Source organism: Nonomuraea sp. NPDC023979, assembly GCF_040639085.1.
Classification (GTDB): domain Bacteria; phylum Actinomycetota; class Actinomycetes; order Streptosporangiales; family Streptosporangiaceae; genus Nonomuraea; species Nonomuraea ceibae.
Map to the genome: position 1 here is coordinate 21439 of NZ_JBEZZG010000037.1, position 17361 is coordinate 38799.

18 protein-coding genes are annotated in these 17361 nt (G+C 71.8%); 11 read left to right on the forward strand and 7 right to left on the reverse strand.

Features of this window, described 5'->3' with window-relative positions:
- Window positions 1-73 precede the first annotated feature (73 nt).
- Window positions 74-943, reverse strand: a complete 870-nt coding sequence (locus AB0G11_RS40680) for a LysR family transcriptional regulator (protein WP_219517291.1) — start codon at window positions 941-943, stop codon at window positions 74-76.
- Between the two features lie 200 nt (window positions 944-1143).
- Between AB0G11_RS40680 and AB0G11_RS40685 the strand changes: the two genes are divergently transcribed.
- Window positions 1144-2646, forward strand: a complete 1503-nt coding sequence (locus AB0G11_RS40685; protein WP_357592030.1) for a neutral zinc metallopeptidase — start codon at window positions 1144-1146, stop codon at window positions 2644-2646.
- A 952-nt stretch (window positions 2647-3598) separates the two neighbouring features.
- A complete protein-coding gene (locus AB0G11_RS40690; protein ID WP_308126164.1) occupies window positions 3599-5032 on the forward strand; it encodes an LCP family protein in 1434 nt (477 codons plus the stop codon).
- A gap of 122 nt (window positions 5033-5154) precedes the next feature.
- Here the strand turns inward: AB0G11_RS40690 and AB0G11_RS40695 are convergent, their stop codons facing one another.
- On the reverse strand, window positions 5155-5763 hold the full coding sequence (locus AB0G11_RS40695) for a flavodoxin family protein (protein ID WP_357592032.1): 609 nt from the start codon (window positions 5761-5763) through the stop codon (window positions 5155-5157).
- Between the two features lie 209 nt (window positions 5764-5972).
- On the opposite strand from AB0G11_RS40695, the gene AB0G11_RS40700 reads away from it, so the two are divergent.
- Window positions 5973-6890, forward strand: coding sequence for an AraC family transcriptional regulator (locus AB0G11_RS40700; protein ID WP_357592034.1), 918 nt, complete (start codon window positions 5973-5975; stop codon window positions 6888-6890).
- A gap of 151 nt (window positions 6891-7041) precedes the next feature.
- Here the strand turns inward: AB0G11_RS40700 and AB0G11_RS40705 are convergent, their stop codons facing one another.
- Complete coding sequence (locus AB0G11_RS40705) at window positions 7042-7734, reverse strand: GH25 family lysozyme (protein ID WP_219517295.1); 693 nt, start codon at window positions 7732-7734, stop codon at window positions 7042-7044.
- A 267-nt stretch (window positions 7735-8001) separates the two neighbouring features.
- Window positions 8002-10038, reverse strand: coding sequence for a spermidine synthase (locus tag AB0G11_RS40710; protein WP_357592036.1), 2037 nt, complete (start codon window positions 10036-10038; stop codon window positions 8002-8004).
- Between the two features lie 176 nt (window positions 10039-10214).
- Between AB0G11_RS40710 and AB0G11_RS40715 the strand changes: the two genes are divergently transcribed.
- Window positions 10215-11573: a S8 family serine peptidase gene (locus tag AB0G11_RS40715; protein ID WP_357592038.1), complete on the forward strand. Its 1359-nt coding sequence runs from the start codon at window positions 10215-10217 to the stop codon at window positions 11571-11573.
- Window positions 11574-11580: 7 nt separating this feature from the next.
- On the opposite strand, the gene AB0G11_RS40720 is transcribed toward AB0G11_RS40715, so the two are convergent.
- Window positions 11581-12303, reverse strand: a complete 723-nt coding sequence (locus tag AB0G11_RS40720; protein ID WP_219517298.1) for an ABC transporter permease — start codon at window positions 12301-12303, stop codon at window positions 11581-11583.
- On the reverse strand, window positions 12303-13043 hold the full coding sequence (locus tag AB0G11_RS40725; RefSeq protein WP_219517299.1) for an ATP-binding cassette domain-containing protein: 741 nt from the start codon (window positions 13041-13043) through the stop codon (window positions 12303-12305). Before AB0G11_RS40725 ends, AB0G11_RS40720 begins: the two co-directional genes overlap by 1 nt.
- Window positions 13044-13110: 67 nt before the next feature.
- On the opposite strand from AB0G11_RS40725, the gene AB0G11_RS40730 reads away from it, so the two are divergent.
- Window positions 13111-13713, forward strand: coding sequence for a TetR family transcriptional regulator (locus tag AB0G11_RS40730; RefSeq protein WP_219517300.1), 603 nt, complete (start codon window positions 13111-13113; stop codon window positions 13711-13713).
- Here the strand turns inward: AB0G11_RS40730 and AB0G11_RS40735 are convergent.
- Complete coding sequence (locus tag AB0G11_RS40735; protein WP_219517301.1) at window positions 13710-14033, reverse strand: DUF4190 domain-containing protein; 324 nt, start codon at window positions 14031-14033, stop codon at window positions 13710-13712. The two genes, AB0G11_RS40730 and AB0G11_RS40735, sit on opposite strands and share 4 nt — an antisense overlap.
- An 86-nt stretch (window positions 14034-14119) precedes the next feature.
- On the opposite strand from AB0G11_RS40735, the gene AB0G11_RS40740 reads away from it, so the two are divergent.
- From AB0G11_RS40740 to AB0G11_RS40765, 6 genes are all read left to right on the forward strand, one after another.
- The gene (locus AB0G11_RS40740; RefSeq protein WP_219517302.1) at window positions 14120-14584 is read left to right on the forward strand and encodes a nitroreductase family deazaflavin-dependent oxidoreductase; all 465 of its coding nucleotides are present in this window, start codon (window positions 14120-14122) and stop codon (window positions 14582-14584) included.
- A 55-nt stretch (window positions 14585-14639) separates the two neighbouring features.
- Window positions 14640-15362: an ion transporter gene (locus AB0G11_RS40745; RefSeq protein ID WP_357592040.1), complete on the forward strand. Its 723-nt coding sequence runs from the start codon at window positions 14640-14642 to the stop codon at window positions 15360-15362.
- Between the two features lie 49 nt (window positions 15363-15411).
- Window positions 15412-15687: a hypothetical protein gene (locus AB0G11_RS40750; protein WP_357592042.1), complete on the forward strand. Its 276-nt coding sequence runs from the start codon at window positions 15412-15414 to the stop codon at window positions 15685-15687.
- Window positions 15684-15968, forward strand: a complete 285-nt coding sequence (locus AB0G11_RS40755) for a hypothetical protein (protein WP_357592045.1) — start codon at window positions 15684-15686, stop codon at window positions 15966-15968. Before AB0G11_RS40750 ends, AB0G11_RS40755 begins: the two co-directional genes overlap by 4 nt.
- A complete protein-coding gene (locus tag AB0G11_RS40760; RefSeq protein ID WP_357592047.1) occupies window positions 15968-16357 on the forward strand; it encodes a hypothetical protein in 390 nt (129 codons plus the stop codon). The genes AB0G11_RS40755 and AB0G11_RS40760 overlap by 1 nt, the downstream gene beginning before the upstream one ends.
- A gap of 307 nt (window positions 16358-16664) precedes the next feature.
- Window positions 16665-17297: an HAD family hydrolase gene (locus AB0G11_RS40765; protein WP_357592049.1), complete on the forward strand. Its 633-nt coding sequence runs from the start codon at window positions 16665-16667 to the stop codon at window positions 17295-17297.
- Window positions 17298-17361: the final 64 nt, after the last annotated feature.

The following is a 17361-nucleotide window of genomic DNA, read 5'->3' on the forward strand; positions in this document are numbered from 1 at the left end:
CTCCGCTGAGATGCTCTCAGCCGGGGTTTGCACTTTTCTTGCCGATCGCCAACAGCCCGGGGCCGGGGCGCCGTCAGGCGGCGGTGCCCTTCTCCGCCGTCATCAGGAAGTCCTGGGCGATCAGCGGCAGGCGGCGCCGGGCGTGCACGACGGCGATGACGCGGCGCACGGCGGGCTCCAGGGAGCGGACCACGAGGCCGGCTCTGCTGGCCTGCTCGGCCATCCCGCGATACCACAGCAGGGACGCCTGACCGGCGCGTACGGCGTTGAGCCAGCCGTTGCGCTCGTCGGTCTCCAGGACGACGCGGGGGCTGACCGCGTACTTGCCGAACATGGCGTCGAGCTCGCGGCGGCGGACGCTGCCGCGGGCGGGCAGGGCCAGGCGCATGCCGTCGAGCCGGCGCATGGGCACGGGGTTGGGCAGTTCGAGGCCGGGCGGGGAGATCAGCACGATCTCCTGGCGTTCGAGGGGGTGGGTGACGAGGTCGCCGGGCACCGGCAGGTCCGTCAGGCCGAGGTCGGCCCGCTGGTCCCTGATGGCGCTCACCACGGCGTCGCGGCCGTCGCAGCGGACGATGTGCACGCGGACGCCGGGATGCTCGGCGGCGTAGGCGGGCAGCAGCCGCCCCGCGAGGCCCGGCTCCAGGCTCGGGGTGGAGGCGATGCGCAGCTCCGCCTCCCCGCCGCCGCCGTGGCCGGCGAGGCCCTCGATCTCGCGGACGGCGTCGAGCGCCTCCCGCGCCAGTTTCACCACCCGGCGGCCCTGCGCCGTGACCACCACGCCGCGCCCGGAGCGGGCGAAGAGCGTCAGGCCGAGCTCCCGCTCAAGATCCCGGATCGCACGGGAAAGCGCAGGTTGTGCGATGTAAAGCGACTTGGCCGCATCGGTCATGGTGCGGTGCTCCGCAGTCGCGACCACATAGCGGAGCTGCTGGAGGTTCATGGCAAAGAAGCTAGGACAACGGCCGCCGCGGGGTGCGGGACATAGCGGAGATCACCTCGAATGATTTCGGACTGTAACCGAGTGCTGCTACATCCGTGACGGGTGATAAATCAGTATGCTTCTGCCCCAAATTTGGCAAAGCCCCGGGACGTGACCCAGCAAGTCACGCATTCCGGACAAGCGACTCAAGGGGCAACACGGTGACAGGCAACGGGCAGTACCCTCCCCCGCCCCAGGGGCCAGGACAGCCCCAGCGGCCACCCTCGCGCCCGTGGCCCCCGCCGGGCTACGGGCAGCCGCCGCAGCGGCCCCCGCAGGAGCCGCCGTACCCGCCCCAGGGGCAGCCGCCCGCGCACCCGTACCCGGGCGCGCCGGGGCCCGGCACCCCGTATCCCCAGCCGCCCCATCCGGGGCAGCCGCCGCATCCCGGGCCGCCGCCCGGGAGCCCGTACCCGGGACAGCAGGGCAGCCCGTACCCGCAGCAGGCCCCTCCCCAGGGCCCGCCGCACGGGATGCCCCAGGGCCCGCCGCACGGGATGCCGCAGGGGCAGCCGCCGGGGCACGGGTTTCCGCCGCCGCCTCCGCAGGGGGCGCCCTGGCAGCAGCCGCCACCGCCACCGCCGCCCCCGCCGGGGCACGGGCCGTACGGGAACTGGCAGCCGCCGCGCCGCAAGTCCGGCATCGGCGTGGCCGGGGTCGTCGGGGGCGTGTTCGGCGCGGTGGCGGGGCTGTTCCTGCTGATCGTCATCGGGGCGGCGCTGTTCGGCGGGTCGGGCTCGCGTTCGGAGTCGACGACGCCGGTCGCGATCCCGACGGCGTCCCCGTACGAGCCCCGCGAGAACCGGACACGGGAGCCGTCCCGGGAGCCCACCGAGCAGCCCACCGAGCAGCCCACCCGCAGGCCGACGGAGACGCCGACGCGGGGCGACGAGCCGGACACCACGGTCGAGCCGCCCCGCCAGGTCACGCTGAACCGGAGCCTGAAGAACAACACCATGTACCGGGCGGGCGCGCTGCCGAGGATGACGTGCCGGGCGGGCAACGTGAGCATCTTCAGCCACAGCCAGCTCAAGTCGCTGATCCTCAGGACCAGCAAGTGCATGGACCGGGCGTGGGGCCAGATCCTCAGCAAGCAGGGCATCCCGTTCCGGCCGCCGAACTACGCGATCGCGTCAGGGCGCGGCAGGGGCGCGTGCGGGGACTATCCGCAGCCGGGGAGCATGGTGCCGTACTACTGCCCGCGCAACAGCACCATCTACGCCTCGACCTCGGCCATGGCCAAGGGGAACGGCAACGCGCGCGGCTACGGCCAGATCATCTCCTGGCATGGCGGGATCATCAGCATGATGGCCCACGAGTACGGACATCACGTGCAGAACATCACCGGCCTGATGGACTCGTGGTGGGCGCAGACGCTGGACTCGTCGAGCAACAGCGGCAAGCTCGCGCTCAGCCGGCGCCTGGAGCTCCAGGCAACGTGTTTCGGCGGGATGTGGATGCGTTCGGTGGCGGCCAGCTACCCGATCAACACGGCCCGCCGGGGGGAGCTGTTCTGGTTCTACGGCCAAGTGGGCGACTATCCCGGCTACCCGCGTGACCACGGCTCCCGGGCCAACAACCAGCGGTGGTTCCGGCAGGGCTGGGAGAAGAGCCAGGCGTACCAGTGCAACACCTGGGTGATGCCTTCCTCGGCGACGTCATGAGGTCACATGGCGTTCATCTCAGCTTGGGCACATGTCTTTGATGTCCATATATGGCAGCTAGAATCCTGGCAATCTTGTGCCAATGGGGGGCAAACCCACGGGTTCTGCCTGGTAGGCGTGTGAAGGAGCCGGTGTGAGCAATCGGGATGGGTCAGGCGCCGCGCCCGGGGGTGGCAGGAAACGGCGTACCCCTCGCCGCTCCCGTCCCGCCGCCGGCCAGTCGCCCGACGCCCCCCAAGACCCGGCCCGCCCTCCCCTGAACCCCGCCGGAGACGCGAACGCCGCCGCCGAGGGCCGCACGGGCCGCGCCAGAGCCCCCCGCGGCGGCGACACGCCGCCCCCGGCCCGGCGAGCCCCCCAAAGCCCCACCGGCCCCGGGAACCCTCCCACAGGGCCCGGGACGCCTCCCGCTGGGCCCGGCAACCCGCACCCCGGCCCCGGCCCGGGCGGTCCGGCTGCGGGACGGGACGACACCCCACGCGGCGACACCCCACGCGGCCGGGGCGACACGCCCCAAGGCCGGGACGACGCCGCCCGCAGCCGGAACGACGCGGCCCCCAGCCGGAGTGAGGCGCCGCCCGAGCAGGGTGAGACGCCCGCCAGGCGGGGCAGGACGCCTTCCGGGAGGACCGGATCTGCCTCCGGAAGAGGCGGAGCGGCCTCCGGCAGGGCCGGGACCCGTCCCGGACGCGGCAGGGGCCAGGCAGGCCGCGGCAGAGGCGGCGCCGGCGACCCGAACGCGGACCCGGCCGGCCCGGACGGGACCGGCCGGCACGGCCAGGACGAGGCCGCGGGCCGGGGCGGCGCGGGTGCGCGGCAGGGCGCGGCGGGCGCGTTCTCGCGGATCGGCGGCGGCCTGCGCGGTGGCTCACGCGGTGGCTCACGGGGAGGCTCGCGGACGGGCGGCGGCGGGAGCGCGCCGCAGTTCGCCAAGCCGCTCTCGCTGGGCGGCGTGCTCGGCTGGACGCTGCTGTCGGCCGTCCTGCCCGGCGCCGCCCACCTGCGCACCGGGCGCCGCCGCACCGGCCTGATCCTGGTCTCCTCGTACGCGGTGCTGCTGCTGGCCCTGCTGGCCTTCGGCCTGGTGGTGTGGAACGACCCCACCGCGGCCACCAGGTTCGCCTCCCCCGGCTGGCTCCTCACGCTGACGATCGTCTCCGGCGCGTGCGCGCTCGCGTGGTTCGCCCTCGTCGCCTTCTCGTACGCCGCCCTGCGCCCCGCCAGGCTGGACCGGCAGGGTCAGATCATCTCCGGCATCCTGGTCGGCGTGCTGTGCGTGGCGGTCATGGTGCCGTTCGGGTACGGGGCCAACGGGGTCCAGGAGACGAAGAACACGATCACGCACATCTTCCGCCCCGCCTCCAGCGACCCGGACGGGCAGCCGGTCAAGGAGGAGGACCCGTGGAACGGCAAGGACCGGGTCAACTTCCTGCTCATCGGCGGTGACGCGGCCGGCAACCGGACCGGCATGCGTACCGACAGCATGAACGTCGCCAGCGTGCACATCCCGACGGGCAACACGGTGCTGTTCAGCCTGCCGCGCAACCTGCAGCACGTGCGTTTCCCCCCGACGTCGCCGCTGCGCAAGGTGTTCCCCAACGGCTACATGGCCGAGCTGCGCGGCGGCGGCCTGCTCAACGAGGTCTGGCAGTACGCCAACGACCACCCGGAGCAGGCCGGGGGCAAGAACAAGGGTCCGCGCGCGCTGATGGACGCCATCGGCTACACGCTCGGCCTGAAGATCGACTACTACGCGCTGATGAACATGTACGGCTTCGCCGACCTGGTGGACGCCATCGGCGGCCTGAAGATCCGCGTCGAGCACGACGTGCCGTGGGGCGGCACGTTCGGCACGGCGGGCACGATCAAGGCGGGCTACCGGACGCTGACGGGCGAGCAGGCGCTGTGGTACGGCCGGTCCCGGGTGGGCAGCGACGACTTCTCCCGCATGGGCCGCCAGCGCTGCGTCATCGGCGCGTTCGCCCAGCAGGCGACGCCGGACAAGATCCTGGCCAACTTCACCAAGATCGCCGGTGCGGCCCGGCGGATGGCGGAGACGAACATCCCGCAGGAGCTGCTGCCGCCGCTGCTGAACCTGGGGCTCAAGGTCAAGGACGCGCGGATCAGCAGCCTGCAGTTCGTGCCGCCGGGGTACTGGCCGGGCAGCCCGGACTGGGCGAAGATCCGCAAGGCGACGGACCGGGCGATCAAGGCGTCGACGCGGCCGGCCCGCCGCGCCCAGGCCGCGGACGTGGCCGCCTCCCCCGGCGCCCCGGCGGTCACTCCGACCCCGTCGCAGTCGGTCACGGCCAAGCCGTCGCAGACGCCCACGCGCAACAACCAGAAGGCGGAGGCGCAATCCCTGGAGGAGCTGTGCGGCTTCTAGCACCGAACCGGCCCCCGGCCTGACACCGGGGGCCGCGCGGCCTGCCACCGGGGCCCAGACTCAGGCTCGCGGCCTGACGGCGAGGCCCGGGCCGGCACCGGGGCTCAGGGCCGGTCGTCGCGTCAGGCGGCGGACGCGACGCGGAGTCCGGCCGTTACAAGAGACGCCTGGCGGGCGACACGGGCGCCGAGATGCTCGGCGGTGGCGACATCAGCGGGGTGAACGGTGTCGACACCGCCGTCCAGCGGGGTCTGAGCTCCGGCACCGCCCCAGAAGCCAAGGCGGTTGAGGTCGTTCTCGGAGGCGGTGGTGGAGTTCCAGCCGGGGGCAAGGCCGAGACTGATCCACAGCATGCGGTGCTGGGCGGCGAAAGTGGCAAAGAAGGCGAGCGTGCCGGCCTTGTCGCCGTAGATGGAGGCGGAGTTGGTGAAGCCGGCGGCGAGCTTGTCAGCCCAGCGGCCTTCCGAGAAGCGGCGGCTGGTGGCTTCGGCGAACGCGTGGAACTTGGCAGACGCGCTGCCCATGTAGGTGGGTGAGCCGAAGACGATCGCGTCGGCATCGTCCAATTGCTGCCACTGTTCGTCTCGAATGGTGTCCACCGGGATGAGGCTGACGTCGGCGCCGGCGTCTGCCGCGCCCCGCCGGACGGCCTCGGCGAGGACGGCGGTGTGCCCGTATCCGGAGTGGAAGGCGACGGCAACCGAGGGAGCCGGGGCAATGAACTCAGGCAAGTCAACTCCAGTGGTGTGGATGTGGGCCGGATGCTGTGGTGGACAGATGACGGGTGATGTTCCCGGCCTGCGGAGGGACCGTGGCCGATCGCTTCGGGCCCCGTCCTCTGCCCACGTGCTGCCCGTGTGCTGTTCACGCTACGGCGGCTGGTCAGGACGGAGGAACGTTAATCGTCTTGCTTTTATGACTGAACGTCTAGGATTGCGAGATGGATGCCCTCGATGATGTCCTGACGGCGGGAGCTGTCGAGGACTCGCGGTTCGTGAGCGTGGAGGCCCGTGGAGCCTGGGGGATCTCCTTCAAGTCGCCCGGCGCCTCGTACGTGATGATGATCAAAAGCGGGCGCTGCTGGTGGCAGCCGGACACGGGCGCCGCCCCGGAGCTGCTCGCCCCTGGCATCTGCTTTCTGGTCCGGGCCGGCTCCGAGTTCATCCTCGCGGACGAGCCGGGGCGATCTCTGGTCAGCTGCGAGAGCCTTCTGGCGGCCGGACGGGGACCTTCCGTGCGTCACGGCACAACGGGACCGGCGACGGAGATCGTCTCGGCCCGGTTGTCCTTCAACACGAGTGTCGCCGAACCGCTACTGGAAGTGCTGCCTCCTGTGCTGCGGCTCGATCCCGACAACTCGGCCGGTGACGCATTGCGCTCCACCTTCAAGCTGCTGGAACAGGAGCGGATTCTCTCCGGTTTCGGTGCCGAGTTTCTCATGAGCCGCCTGGCGGATGCCCTCTTCGTGTACGCCCTTCGCACCTATGTCTCGTCGCCCGCCAAGAGCTCATCCGGATGGCTGTCCGCTCTCAGCGACCCGCAGCTCGAGCCGGCACTGCGGGACCTGCACTCCGATCTTGCGCATCCGTGGACGGTGGGGGCACTCGCGTGCAGAGCCGGGATGTCGCGGGCGGCGTTCGCCGTAGCGTTCAAACGAAAGACAGGCGAATCACCCATCAGCTACCTCACCTACTGGCGCATGCACCGGGCCAAAACGCTGTTGCGTGACACCGAGGCGAGTCTGCAGCAGATCGCCCATGCGATCGGATATGACACCGACGCCGCTTTCAGCCGGGCGTTCCGCCGGCACGAGGGCATGGCACCCGGCACATGGCGACGCCGCCGGGCCGGTAACTAGGGACGGTTCGGGAGGTGGATCAGGTGAGTGATCCACCTCTGGGATGATCTTTGCCTGGACCGCGACCGGAAGGCCGCGGACGCCGAAGAGCGGCCGCGCGTCGCGCGGCCGCTCTCTCAGGGGGCGGGTGGTTCGGGTCCCGGCCCGGGGGTCACTTCGCCGGGCGGCCCAGGGCGCGGAGCTGGTCGACGGTCAGCGCCGAGACGTTCTGGTCCACCGGGTCGTCGGAGTACTGGTGGATGGCCCAGGACTTCCAGTCGGCGGGCGGCGTGACGGTGCCCTTGGCCTTGCCGTAGTTGGCGACCCAGAGCGGGTACGCGCCCAGCCCGGCGCCGTGCTCCTCGGCGAAGGACTGGCTGCTGTAGAACAGCGGCGTGACGCCGGTCTTGGCCTTCACGTGCGCCAGCCACTTCTTGGCCCAGGCGTTGACGTGCGCGGACGGCATGTCGTCGGTGACCTCGAGGTCGAGGGCGAGCAGGTCGCCGGCCTTGGCGGGCTGGCTGTCGACCGCCGCGAGGAAGAAGTCCGCCTCGGCGATGGGGTCGTTGGCGGGGTGCCCGAAGTGGTAGGCGCCGCGGACAAGCTTGTTCTTGTCCATTTCCTTCCAGTGGCGGGCGAAGGTCGGGTCCTTGAAGTCGACGCCCTCGGTGGCCTTCACGATGCCGAAGTCGGCGCCGCTGGCGGCCCAGTCGTGCGCGGGCTGGTAGTTGGAGACGTCCTGCCCGTAGGGGAGGTCGGCGGGGACGGCCATGGCGGGGCCGGCGATGCCCACGGCCGTCACGGCGGTGGCCATGGCCAGCAGCGCGCTCTTGCGGAACTTGCGCAGGTTGCTGGTGATGGTCATGCGGTATTTCCTCCTGGATGTGGACAGCATGCGTCCGCGTGGACACGCGGAGCTACTGCGGGACACCTCGACGGGGCGCGTGGGCCACTGCGGAAGAAGAGGTGCTGGATGATCGAGCCGCCGGGGTCGCTCGGTCACCGGGGACATCGCCGCGCGGAGCCGGACTCATGGGCGCTCAGGTGGTTACAACCACGAGGCTACCCCAAACATTCCCAAAAGCCCAGGTCAAGCCATAAGTGCCCCGGCAAACCCGGCCCCGTGGGGGTTTCAGGCCAGTGCCCGGCGGGGCAACAGGGCGAACGCGCCGAGGTAAAGGACGGCGGCCACGATGAGCAGCCCCTGATAACCGATGACGAGCGCGAGGTATTCCAGGCAGCCGCCCACCATGGCGCCCAGGAGGTTGGCGCCGAAGGAGGTGGTGGCGTCGGCGGAGTCGGCGAACCGCTTGGCGAACACCACGTTGGCCGCGAAGATCGGCAGGAACGCGACGGTCACGGCGACGAGGGCGCGCAGCGGCAGCGGGAGCGACAGCAGCCACTGGTTGGGCACGAGCCAGGCGAGCACGAGCCCGCCGAGCAGCACCGCGTACATGACCGGCAGGGGTGGGGTGCGGAAGCGGCGGGTCACCTCGACGGCGGCGAGCACGGCGACGAGCACGCCGGCGAAGACGATGGCGTTGACCACCCAGGTGGTGCCGAACAGCAGCGCGAACCCGGTCACGCTCTTGGTCTCCAGCAGCAGGAACGCCACGCCGAGCAGGAACAGGTCGGCGTACGGGCGCATCCGGCGGTAGGGGCCGGCGACGAGGCGGACGGCGAGCAGGCTGACGATGAGGATGAGGCAGAGGGTGATGATGTAGATCGGCGGGATCGTGCGGTCCTTCAGGTAGAGGAAGGGCCGGTCGTCGTCGGCGGGCGGCGGGCTGGTGGCGGCGGCGCCGGGCCATTCGACGCCGCAGCGCTGGGCGGCGGGGGTGTCGCCGGCGGTGATGACGGCCTGCTGGCCGCGGATGCTGACCACGTCGACGCAGGGCTTGTGGCCGAAGGCGCTCTGCACGGTGCTGGCGAGCCGGTCGACGAGCCAGGTCTCGCGGTAGAAGTTGTACATGGAGAAGGCGCCGCCGGGCTTGAGGTGCTCGCGGGCGGCCCGCATGGCCTCCACGGTGAACAGGTAGCTCTCCAGCCGCAGCGAGCTGGCCCCCGACACGAGCGTGAGGGAGTCGGGCAGCGCGAACAGGATGAGGTCGTACTTCTTGCTCGTGTGCTCCAGGAAGGCGCGCCCGTCGGTGACGTGGGTGGTGACGCGCGGGTCGGAGTAGGGGCGGTCGGGGTGCACGGAGCCGCCGAGCTCGCGCAGCTTGGGGTCGATCTCGACGGCGTCGACGTGCTTGGCGCCCTTGAGCAGCGCGATGGCGACGTCGGTGCCGCTGCCCGCGCCCACGATGAGCACGTCGTCGGGCGCGGCGGCGGCCCGCTGGTAGGGCAGCCCGTACTGGCCCTCCCACTGCAGGCGGGCGACGGCGGGCGAGGCGAGCTGGTGCGGGATGCCGTTGACGGCGATGTCGGTGGCGGGGACGCCGAGCACCTGCATCGCCCGGGTGGTGACCTTGTAGTAGGGCGACCAGACGGCGCCGGCGGTGAGCGTCTCGGCGAGCAGCAGGCCGACGACGGCCAACGAGGGGACGACGACGAGGGCCGCGTAGGGCAGGCGGGGGCGGGGCACGAGCAGGATCGCGTAGCAGACGGCGGCGATCAGGCCCCAGAACACCGGCGGCGCGCTGAGGAACGACAACGCGGTGAAGGCGGCGATGCCGGTGAGGCTGCCGATCAGGTCGTAGCGGTAGGCCTCCAGCCGGGGCAGCTCGGGGAAGCAGCGGCCGACCAGCTCGGCGGGGCCCATGAGGATGACGGCGGCGGCGCAGAAGATGACCGGGAGGATGGCCCAGGCGGGCGGGCCGGTGGTGCCGAGGCTGGTCCAGTAGAGGACGCCCTCGGTCTGCCGGTCGACGGTGACCGGGAAGGTGAGGACGACGAGCACCAGGCCGAACAGCACGAGCGGCGAGTAGTAGGGCTGGCGGCGGGAGCGGCCGACGCGCAGGAAGCCCAGGCCGATGCCGAGGAACGAGCCGAGCAGCACGAAGTTGGTGAAGTAGCTCAGGTGGACGATGTTGGAGCCGGTCCACCGGATCAGGGCCAGCTCCAGGAAGAGCATGAAGGCGCTGGCGAGGACGAGCCTCGGGCGCACCGCCAGCCAGTGGTCGCTGGTGCCGCCGCCGTCGACCGCCTTCTGCGCCTGGAGCGTCATGCTGACTCACGGTAGTGAACGATCGTCCCGGACGGAAGCCTGAAAGGCCGAGAACAATCTTCGTGTACTAAGCGGCTTTTACGGCGTTTTAGCAGGTCAAGTCACGGTGGACGTGGCGCGGCGGATGCAGGAATGTGGAAAGGTTCGCTTCGTCAGACCCCCCGGTGGTGACTCTCATGCGTGTGCTCATCCAGCTTCGCCCCTCACCCGATCTGGTCGCGGCCGTCGCCGATCCCGGTCGGCGCGCCACGACCGCCGACGTCGCCGACGGCCTGCCCGGTGTCGAGCTCGACACCGAGTTCACCCCCGTGGCGCTGCCTCGGCCCGTGCCCGCCACGGGCGGCGACCCGCTCTCGCTCAACCAGCCGCTGCGCTTCTCGCTGGCCGCCGAGGACGCCTCGGTGCTGGTGCGCGGCACGATCTCCGACGACGAGCGCGCCACCCGGATGGCGCTGCTGCCCACGCTGCGGCCCGACGTCGTCGGGGTGTTCGCCGACCCGGTCATCGAGTCCTCGCCGCTGTGCGGCGGCGACCGCCCCTCCGGCACCTGGCACGACGTGGAGCGGCTGCTCAACGTGCCGAGCCTGCACGCCGAGGGCCTCGACGGCTCGAACGTGCCCCTGGCCGTGCTCGACACGGGCATCAACCTCGCCCACCTCACCCGGCGGCTCGGCCGCCCGGTCGCGCTCGACGCCGAGCGGAGCTGGCGCCCGGCGGGGGTGCCCGACAGGCCGGGCGAGTCGGAGGTCGACCACGGCACCATGTGCGCGTTCGACGCGCTCCTCGGGGCGCCGCAGGCGCGGCTGCTCGACCTCCCGCTGCTGCGCTCCACCCGGCCGGGCGGCTCGGCGCTCGACGGGCTGCTGTCCGACGCGGTGGCGGCGTTCGCGCACCTGCGCACGGTGATCGACGCGCAGCCCGCCGGGTCCAAGGCGCTGGTGGTGAACAACTCGTGGGGGTCGTTCTCCCCCGAGTGGGACTTCCCCGTGGGGCATCCGGGCAACTACTCCGACAACGGGGCGCACCCGTTCAACCTGATGATCGCGAGCCTCGACGCGGCGGGCGCCGACGTGGTGTTCGCGGCGGGCAACTGCGGGCGCGAGTGCCCCGACAGCCGGTGCGCCTACACCGAGCGGCCGATCTCGGGCGGCAACTCCCACCCGAAGGCGCTGTCGGTCGGCGGCGTCGACGTCAACGGCGTCCGGGTCGGCTACTCCTCCCAGGGGCCGGGGCGGCTGACCGCGCGCAAGCCCGACGTGTGCGCCTACACGCACTTCGACGGGTCCGCCGCGTTCGGCGACGGCACCCCCGACTCGGGCACGTCGGCGGCGGCGCCGGTGGCTGCGGGCCTGGTCGCGGCGGTGCGCACCCTGTGGCCCGCCACCCGGCTGTCGCCGTCGCAGCTGCGCGCGCTGCTGCGGCGCACCGCCGAGGACCGCAGCGAGGTGGGGTTCGACTACGGCTACGGCTACGGGATCGTCGACCCGGCGGGCGTGCTCGCCTCGCTGCGCCGCCGGGCCAGGAGCGCGGCCTGATCCCCCGTCAGGCGGCCCGCTCGCCGAAGACCCGCGTGCCCACCAGCAGGCCGATCGCGGCGAACGCGACCGCCACGGCCACGCCGGTGACCACCGTGGCGGAGGCGTAGCGGCCGGCGAACAGCTCGCGCAGGGCCTCCAGCACGTAACGGAACGGGCTGGCGTGCGACAGGGCGTCCAGCCAGCCCGGCGCCATCGACATGGGCAGGAACGAGCCCGACAGCAGCACGAGCGGCACCACGGCCGTGCTCATCACGGGCGCGAACAGGTGCTCGTCCATCGTGAGCGCGATCGCGTACGACAGCGCGGCCAGCCCGGTCCCGAGCACGACGACGAGCGCGAGGCCCGCCGCCAGCCCGGCGAGCGGGGCGCGCATGCCGAAGGCGTAGCCGGCGGCGACCAGCAGCAGCGTCTGCGCGACGAGCGTGACCGCGTTGCCGAGCACCCGGCCGAGCAGCAGCGACAGGCGGCTCGCCGGGGTGACGCGCAGCCGCTCCAGCACGCCCGAGCGCCGGTCGAAGACCACGCCGAAGCCGGCCAGGCCGGTGCTCGTCAGCCCGAGCTGCACGATCAGCCCGGGGACGAGCGTCTCCCAGGTGCCGATCGTGACGAAGATCGGCCCGAACAGCAGGAGGAACAGCAGCGGCTGGACGGCGCCGAACAGCACCCCGGCCTTCTGCCGCAGGCTCGCCCGCACGCTGTGGCGGAACAGGATCCAGGTGTCGCGCATCAGACGCCCGCCTCCTCGGCCGGCGGCCTGCCGGTGACGTCCAGGAACACCTCGTCCAGCGTGCGCCCGCCGGTCTTGAGCGCGGCCGGGGCGCCCTCGGCGACGACGCGGCCGTGGTCCATGATCAGCAGCCGGTCGCAGAGGGCGTCGGCCTCGTCGAGGTAGTGGGTGGTGAGGAAGACCGTGACGCCGCGCTCGGCGCGCAGCGTGCGGACGTGGTCCCACAGCGCGGCCCGGCTCCGCGGGTCGAGCCCGGTCGTCGGCTCGTCCAGGAACAGCAGCACGGGCCGGTGCGCCAGCGCGAACGCGATGTCGAAGCGGCGCCGCTGCCCGCCGGACAGCGCGCCGCCCGGCCTGTCCTCCAGCCCGGTCAGGCCGAGCAGCGCCAGCGACTCGGCGGTCCCGGCCGCCGCCTCGGCCCGGCTGAGCCCGTACAGCATGGCCTGGAGCAGCAGTTCCTCGCGCAGGGGGGCGGCGGGGTCGACGCCGCCGGTCTGCGAGACGTAGCCGACGCGGCGGCGCACCTCGCGCGGGTCGGCCAGCAGGTCGTGGCCGGCCACGACGGCGGTGCCCGAGGTGGGCCCGAGCAGGGTGGTGAGCATGCGCATGGCCGTGGTCTTGCCGGCGCCGTTGGGGCCGAGGAAGCCGACGATCTCGCCGGGTTCCACGGACATGGTCAGGTCGGCGACGGCTGTCGCGCCGCCGTCGAAGGTCTTCGTCAGACCGATCGTGTTGATCACTTCATCGCCTCCAAAATTAGAGTAACCACAAATTTGGAGTCACTGCAATTTGGGTACGATGGCGGGCATGGGGTTGCGGGAGCGGAAGAAGCGCGAGACCCGGCAGCGCATCGCGGACGTGGCGATGGGGCTGTTCGCGGCGCGCGGGTTCGACAGCGTGACCGTGGCCGAGGTGGCGCGGGCCGCCGACGTGTCGGTCAACACGGTGTTCAACTACTTCCCGGCCAAGGAGGACCTGTTCCTCGACCGGCGCGACTGGACCGAGGGCAGGCCGGAGGAGGTCGCGCGGCGGCGCGAGCCGGGCGAGAGCGTGGTGCGGGCGTTCCGGCGCGACGTGCTCGACGCGATCGCCACGCGGAGCTGGCGCTACGGCTTCAACGAGGGGGCCGAGGTGTTCGACGCGCTGGTGCGCGCCAGCCCGTCGCTGCTGGCCCGCATCCGCGAGATCCAGGACGAGCGCGAGGAGGCGCTGGCGGCGGCGCTCGATCGCGACGGGGACGACGTCACGCCGCGGGTGGTCGCCGCGCAGATCCTCGGCGCGACCCGCGCGCTGTCCGGCTACGCGGTGCGCCGGATGGCCGCCGGTGAGCCGTGGAGCGTGATCGAGCCCGCGCTGAAGGAGCAGACCGAGCGGGCGTTCGACCTGCTGGAACGGGGCCTGGGCGGTTAGAGGGAGCTGGAGACGCCGCCGAGCAGCGCCATGCCGCCGAAGAAGACGAACATGATGGCGTAGAGGCCGACGACCGCCAGCATGAGGCAGGTGCTGACGATCCCGCAGATGCGGCCCGCCTGGATCATGCCGCGGTTCTCGTAGACGTAGCCGCTGGAGTCGATCTCACGCAGCGCCTTGGTGCCCATGTTCCAGGCGAACGGGCCGAGGATCGCGCAGACCACCAGGCTCAGGATGCCCAGCACCAGGATCGTGGTGCCGTTGGGATGGGTCTGCGGCGGCGGGCCGTAATAGGAAGGGCCGTAGTTGGGATAGGACATCGGCGCTCCCCCGTCGGCTGGCGAATAGGCAGGATTTATACCACAGAGCGAGACGGCGCCGCAGGTGATCAAGCTAGACTCCGCGCATGATCAAGGCCCTCTCCCAGAAGCTCGCCGGCTCCGCCTGGTTCTCCCAGGCCGGGCCGCGGCTGATGCGCGCGTTCGACCCGGTGGCGCGCAGGCTCGCGGGCAGCCGCATGACCGAGCGCGGGCGCATCCCCGCCCTGCTGCTGACCACGACCGGGGCCAAGTCGGGGCTGCCGCGCGCCGTCCCGCTGGCCTGCCTGCCGGAGCCCGGCGGCGCGCTGCTGGTCGTCGGCAGCAACTTCGGCGGCCCCCGCCACCCGGCGTGGACGGCCAACCTGCTGGCCCGGCCGCAGGCCACGGTCCGCTTCGGCGGGCGCGAGTTCCCGGTCACCGCGTCGCTGCTGACCGGCGCGGAGCGGGCGGAGGCGTGGCCGCGGCTGGTCGCCCACCAGGCCGTGTACGCGCGCTACACCGAGCGGTCGGGGCGGGAGTTGCGGGTGTTCCGGTTGATTCCTACGGATTGATCGTTTTGCGGGAAGATGGGCGGGACCGCCGCCGTCCCCCGAGGAGCAGCACCCCGTGCGTGAACGCACCCGCGCCGTCCTGGCGCACCGGCGTTTCCAGCGCTTCATCGTCGCCGTCATCCTGATCAACGCGGCCACGCTCGGTCTGGAGACGGTGCCGTCCGTCGTGGCGGGGTACGGCGGCCTGCTCACCGCCGTCGACCACGTGGCGCTCTACATCTTCGTGGCGGAGCTCGCGGCCAAGGTGTACGTCGAGCGCGCGGACTTCCCGCGCGACCCGTGGAACATCTTCGACACCGTGATCGTCGCCATCGCCCTCGCGCCCGCCACGGGCGGCCTGTCGGTGCTGCGCTCGCTGCGCATCCTGCGCGCGCTGCGCCTGCTGTCGGTGGTGCCCAGCCTGCGGCGGGTCGTCTCGGCCCTGCTGCGCGCCATGCCCGGGATGAGCTCGATCGTGCTGCTGCTCTCCCTCGTCCTGTACGTGGCCGCCGTCCTGGCCACCAAGCTGTACGGGAACACCGCGCCGGAACGGTTCGGCACGCTGCCCACGTCGCTGTTCACGCTCTTCCAGACGATGACGGGCGACGACTGGGGCAACATCGCCCGGGAGGTGATGACCCGTCACCCCACGGCGTGGATCTTCTTCACGATCTTCATCCTGGTCTGCACGTTCGTGGTACTCAATCTTCGCTACACACAACTCCCTAGCGAGGACGAAGCCCATGCTTCCCGACATCATTCGCCGCAGCTCGCGGCCCCCCACTCCCCCTCGACATGACCCCACGGCCGCGACCAGGATGAGCGCACCGCCTCTCCTGGAGCCTGCCGTGCGAGTCCGCATCCACATCACAGACGGCCAGCGCCGCGCCCTCGCCACCGTGCTCGAACGCTCCCCCGAGCCGGGCGTGCGCGTCGCCAACTTCACCGCCAGCTTCGACCTCGCCGACCCGCGCGGGTGGCTTGAGGCCCGGATGGCTGAGTGGCCCCGTGCTGAGTTCCCGCGGGCCTCCCTGCACGGCGTAGCCCGCAAGCTCTCCGCCGCGATCCGGAGTCAGGTTCAGCCTGACCCTGGAACACCGAGCATCGAGGAGGCGGGGTCATGACCGAGATCACGCGCGCCGACTTCGGTGAGTGGGACTGGGAGACGGTGCTGGAGTCCTTCTACCCGGTGATGGCCGAGATTCAGGACATCCACCATCACCGCATGGCGGGCACCGAGTGGACCCCGTACATCGAGCGCGGCAACGTGACCGAGCTGATCGCCGAGTGCCGCGCGATCCTCGCCCAGTTAGACAAGCCGATCGCGGAGGCCCGCCGGGCGCTGGCCCGGGTCGAAGGCGGGGCCAGGCTCCGCGCCCACCGACGCGCGAAGGCTGGTGCGTGATGGCGCGCCGCGACCACGTGACCGAGCCTGCCGAGCTCGCCGCCAACCTCAGCCGCTTCTTCCGCCGCATGGAGGACCACGCCGCCGGCGACCCGGCCAACCTCGTGCTCATCGATGAGCTGATGGAGGACCTGCGCCGGACCAAGCTGCGCGCGATCGCCCGCGCGGCCCGCTCGGCGAAGGAGGGCGGCGACTACACGCTGGGCGAGATCGTCGCCATCCTCGGCATCCGGAAGCAGTCCGTGCACGAGCTGATCCAGAAGGGCCGCGCGCTCCTGGAGGCGCAGCGGATCCGGCTCGGCGTGGTGTCGCTGCGTGAGCGGCGCCGTCAGCGCCTGGTCGACGCCGGAGTAGCCGACCGGCGGGCGGGCGAGCGGCGGGTGAGCTGACCGCCCAGGAGACGCCCCGCCTGACTCCGCGCCGGGCGGAGCGTCTCACCGGCCCAGGCGTCCCCTCGAAGATAGACGCCCTCGCCGCACATGGGTAGTAAAGATCGCCCTCAGGTACAGGAATACCCCACCCAGGTAGAAGATCGCCCACCTGAACCACCCCGTAGACCGCCGGATCCCGGGTTACGGTCACGGCAGGCGAGGGCTGAAATCGCCGCACGGTCAGGCGGTCGCTCCCAGGCGTCACCGCTCTGGCCGTGCGGTCCCCGGCATAAACCCCCCAAACGCCGACACATAGGCTCGCCATGTGCTCACCTTCGCATTCGATGTCGGAGAGACCATCGTCCGCGACGACCGCTACTGGGCCTCGTGGGCCGACTGGCTCGACGTCCCCCGCCACACCCTGTCCGCACTCGTCGGCGCCGTCGTCGCCCAGGGCCGAGACAACGCCGACGCCGTCCGCCTCCTCCGCCCCGGCGTCGACCTGGCCGCCGAGTACGACGCCCGTGAGGCCGCCGGCCGCGGCGAATGCATCGAGGAGGCCGACCTCTACCCCGACGTCCGCCCGGCGCTGGCCGCGCTACGCCAGGCCGGCCACCGTGTGCTCATCGCCGGGAACCAGACGCGCCGCGTGGGCCAGCTGCTACGTGCGCTTGACCTTCCTGCCGACGGGATCGCCACGTCGGGCGAGTGGGGCGTCGCCAAGCCCGACGCAGCCTTCTTCGCCCGCCTGGTCCGCTTCGCCGAGGTGCCGCCCGACCGGATCGTGTACGTCGGCGACCACCCCGCCAACGACGTCGCGCCGGCCCAAGCCGCAGGACTTCGGACCGCGCACATCCGGCGCGGGCCGTGGGGACATCTGTGGGCCGACGACCCGGCCGCAGCAGCAGCCGACTGGCGCGTTGGCAGCCTCTCCGAGCTTGTCGACGTGGCTGGATAGCGCAAACGCCGGGCAGACCAGTCACCGGCTCGCTACAGTCCGAGCAGAGCCCACCTGGAGCCCC

What these genes read in the sequence shown, in the direction of transcription:
- AB0G11_RS40730 (WP_219517300.1), top strand. Translation starts at nt 13,111, where the DNA reads ATGGGGTTGCGGGAGCGGAAGAAGCGCGAGACCCGGCAGCGCATCGCG.
- AB0G11_RS40705 (WP_219517295.1), bottom strand. Translation starts at nt 7,734, where the DNA reads ATGACCATCACCAGCAACCTGCGCAAGTTCCGCAAGAGCGCGCTGCTG.
- AB0G11_RS40760 (WP_357592047.1), top strand. Translation starts at nt 15,968, where the DNA reads ATGGCGCGCCGCGACCACGTGACCGAGCCTGCCGAGCTCGCCGCCAAC.
- AB0G11_RS40715 (WP_357592038.1), top strand. Translation starts at nt 10,215, where the DNA reads ATGCGTGTGCTCATCCAGCTTCGCCCCTCACCCGATCTGGTCGCGGCC.
- AB0G11_RS40680 (WP_219517291.1), bottom strand. Translation starts at nt 943, where the DNA reads ATGAACCTCCAGCAGCTCCGCTATGTGGTCGCGACTGCGGAGCACCGC.
- AB0G11_RS40735 (WP_219517301.1), bottom strand. Translation starts at nt 14,033, where the DNA reads ATGTCCTATCCCAACTACGGCCCTTCCTATTACGGCCCGCCGCCGCAG.
- AB0G11_RS40740 (WP_219517302.1), top strand. Translation starts at nt 14,120, where the DNA reads ATGATCAAGGCCCTCTCCCAGAAGCTCGCCGGCTCCGCCTGGTTCTCC.
- AB0G11_RS40700 (WP_357592034.1), top strand. Translation starts at nt 5,973, where the DNA reads ATGGATGCCCTCGATGATGTCCTGACGGCGGGAGCTGTCGAGGACTCG.
- AB0G11_RS40720 (WP_219517298.1), bottom strand. Translation starts at nt 12,303, where the DNA reads ATGCGCGACACCTGGATCCTGTTCCGCCACAGCGTGCGGGCGAGCCTG.
- AB0G11_RS40755 (WP_357592045.1), top strand. Translation starts at nt 15,684, where the DNA reads ATGACCGAGATCACGCGCGCCGACTTCGGTGAGTGGGACTGGGAGACG.
- AB0G11_RS40710 (WP_357592036.1), bottom strand. Translation starts at nt 10,038, where the DNA reads ATGACGCTCCAGGCGCAGAAGGCGGTCGACGGCGGCGGCACCAGCGAC.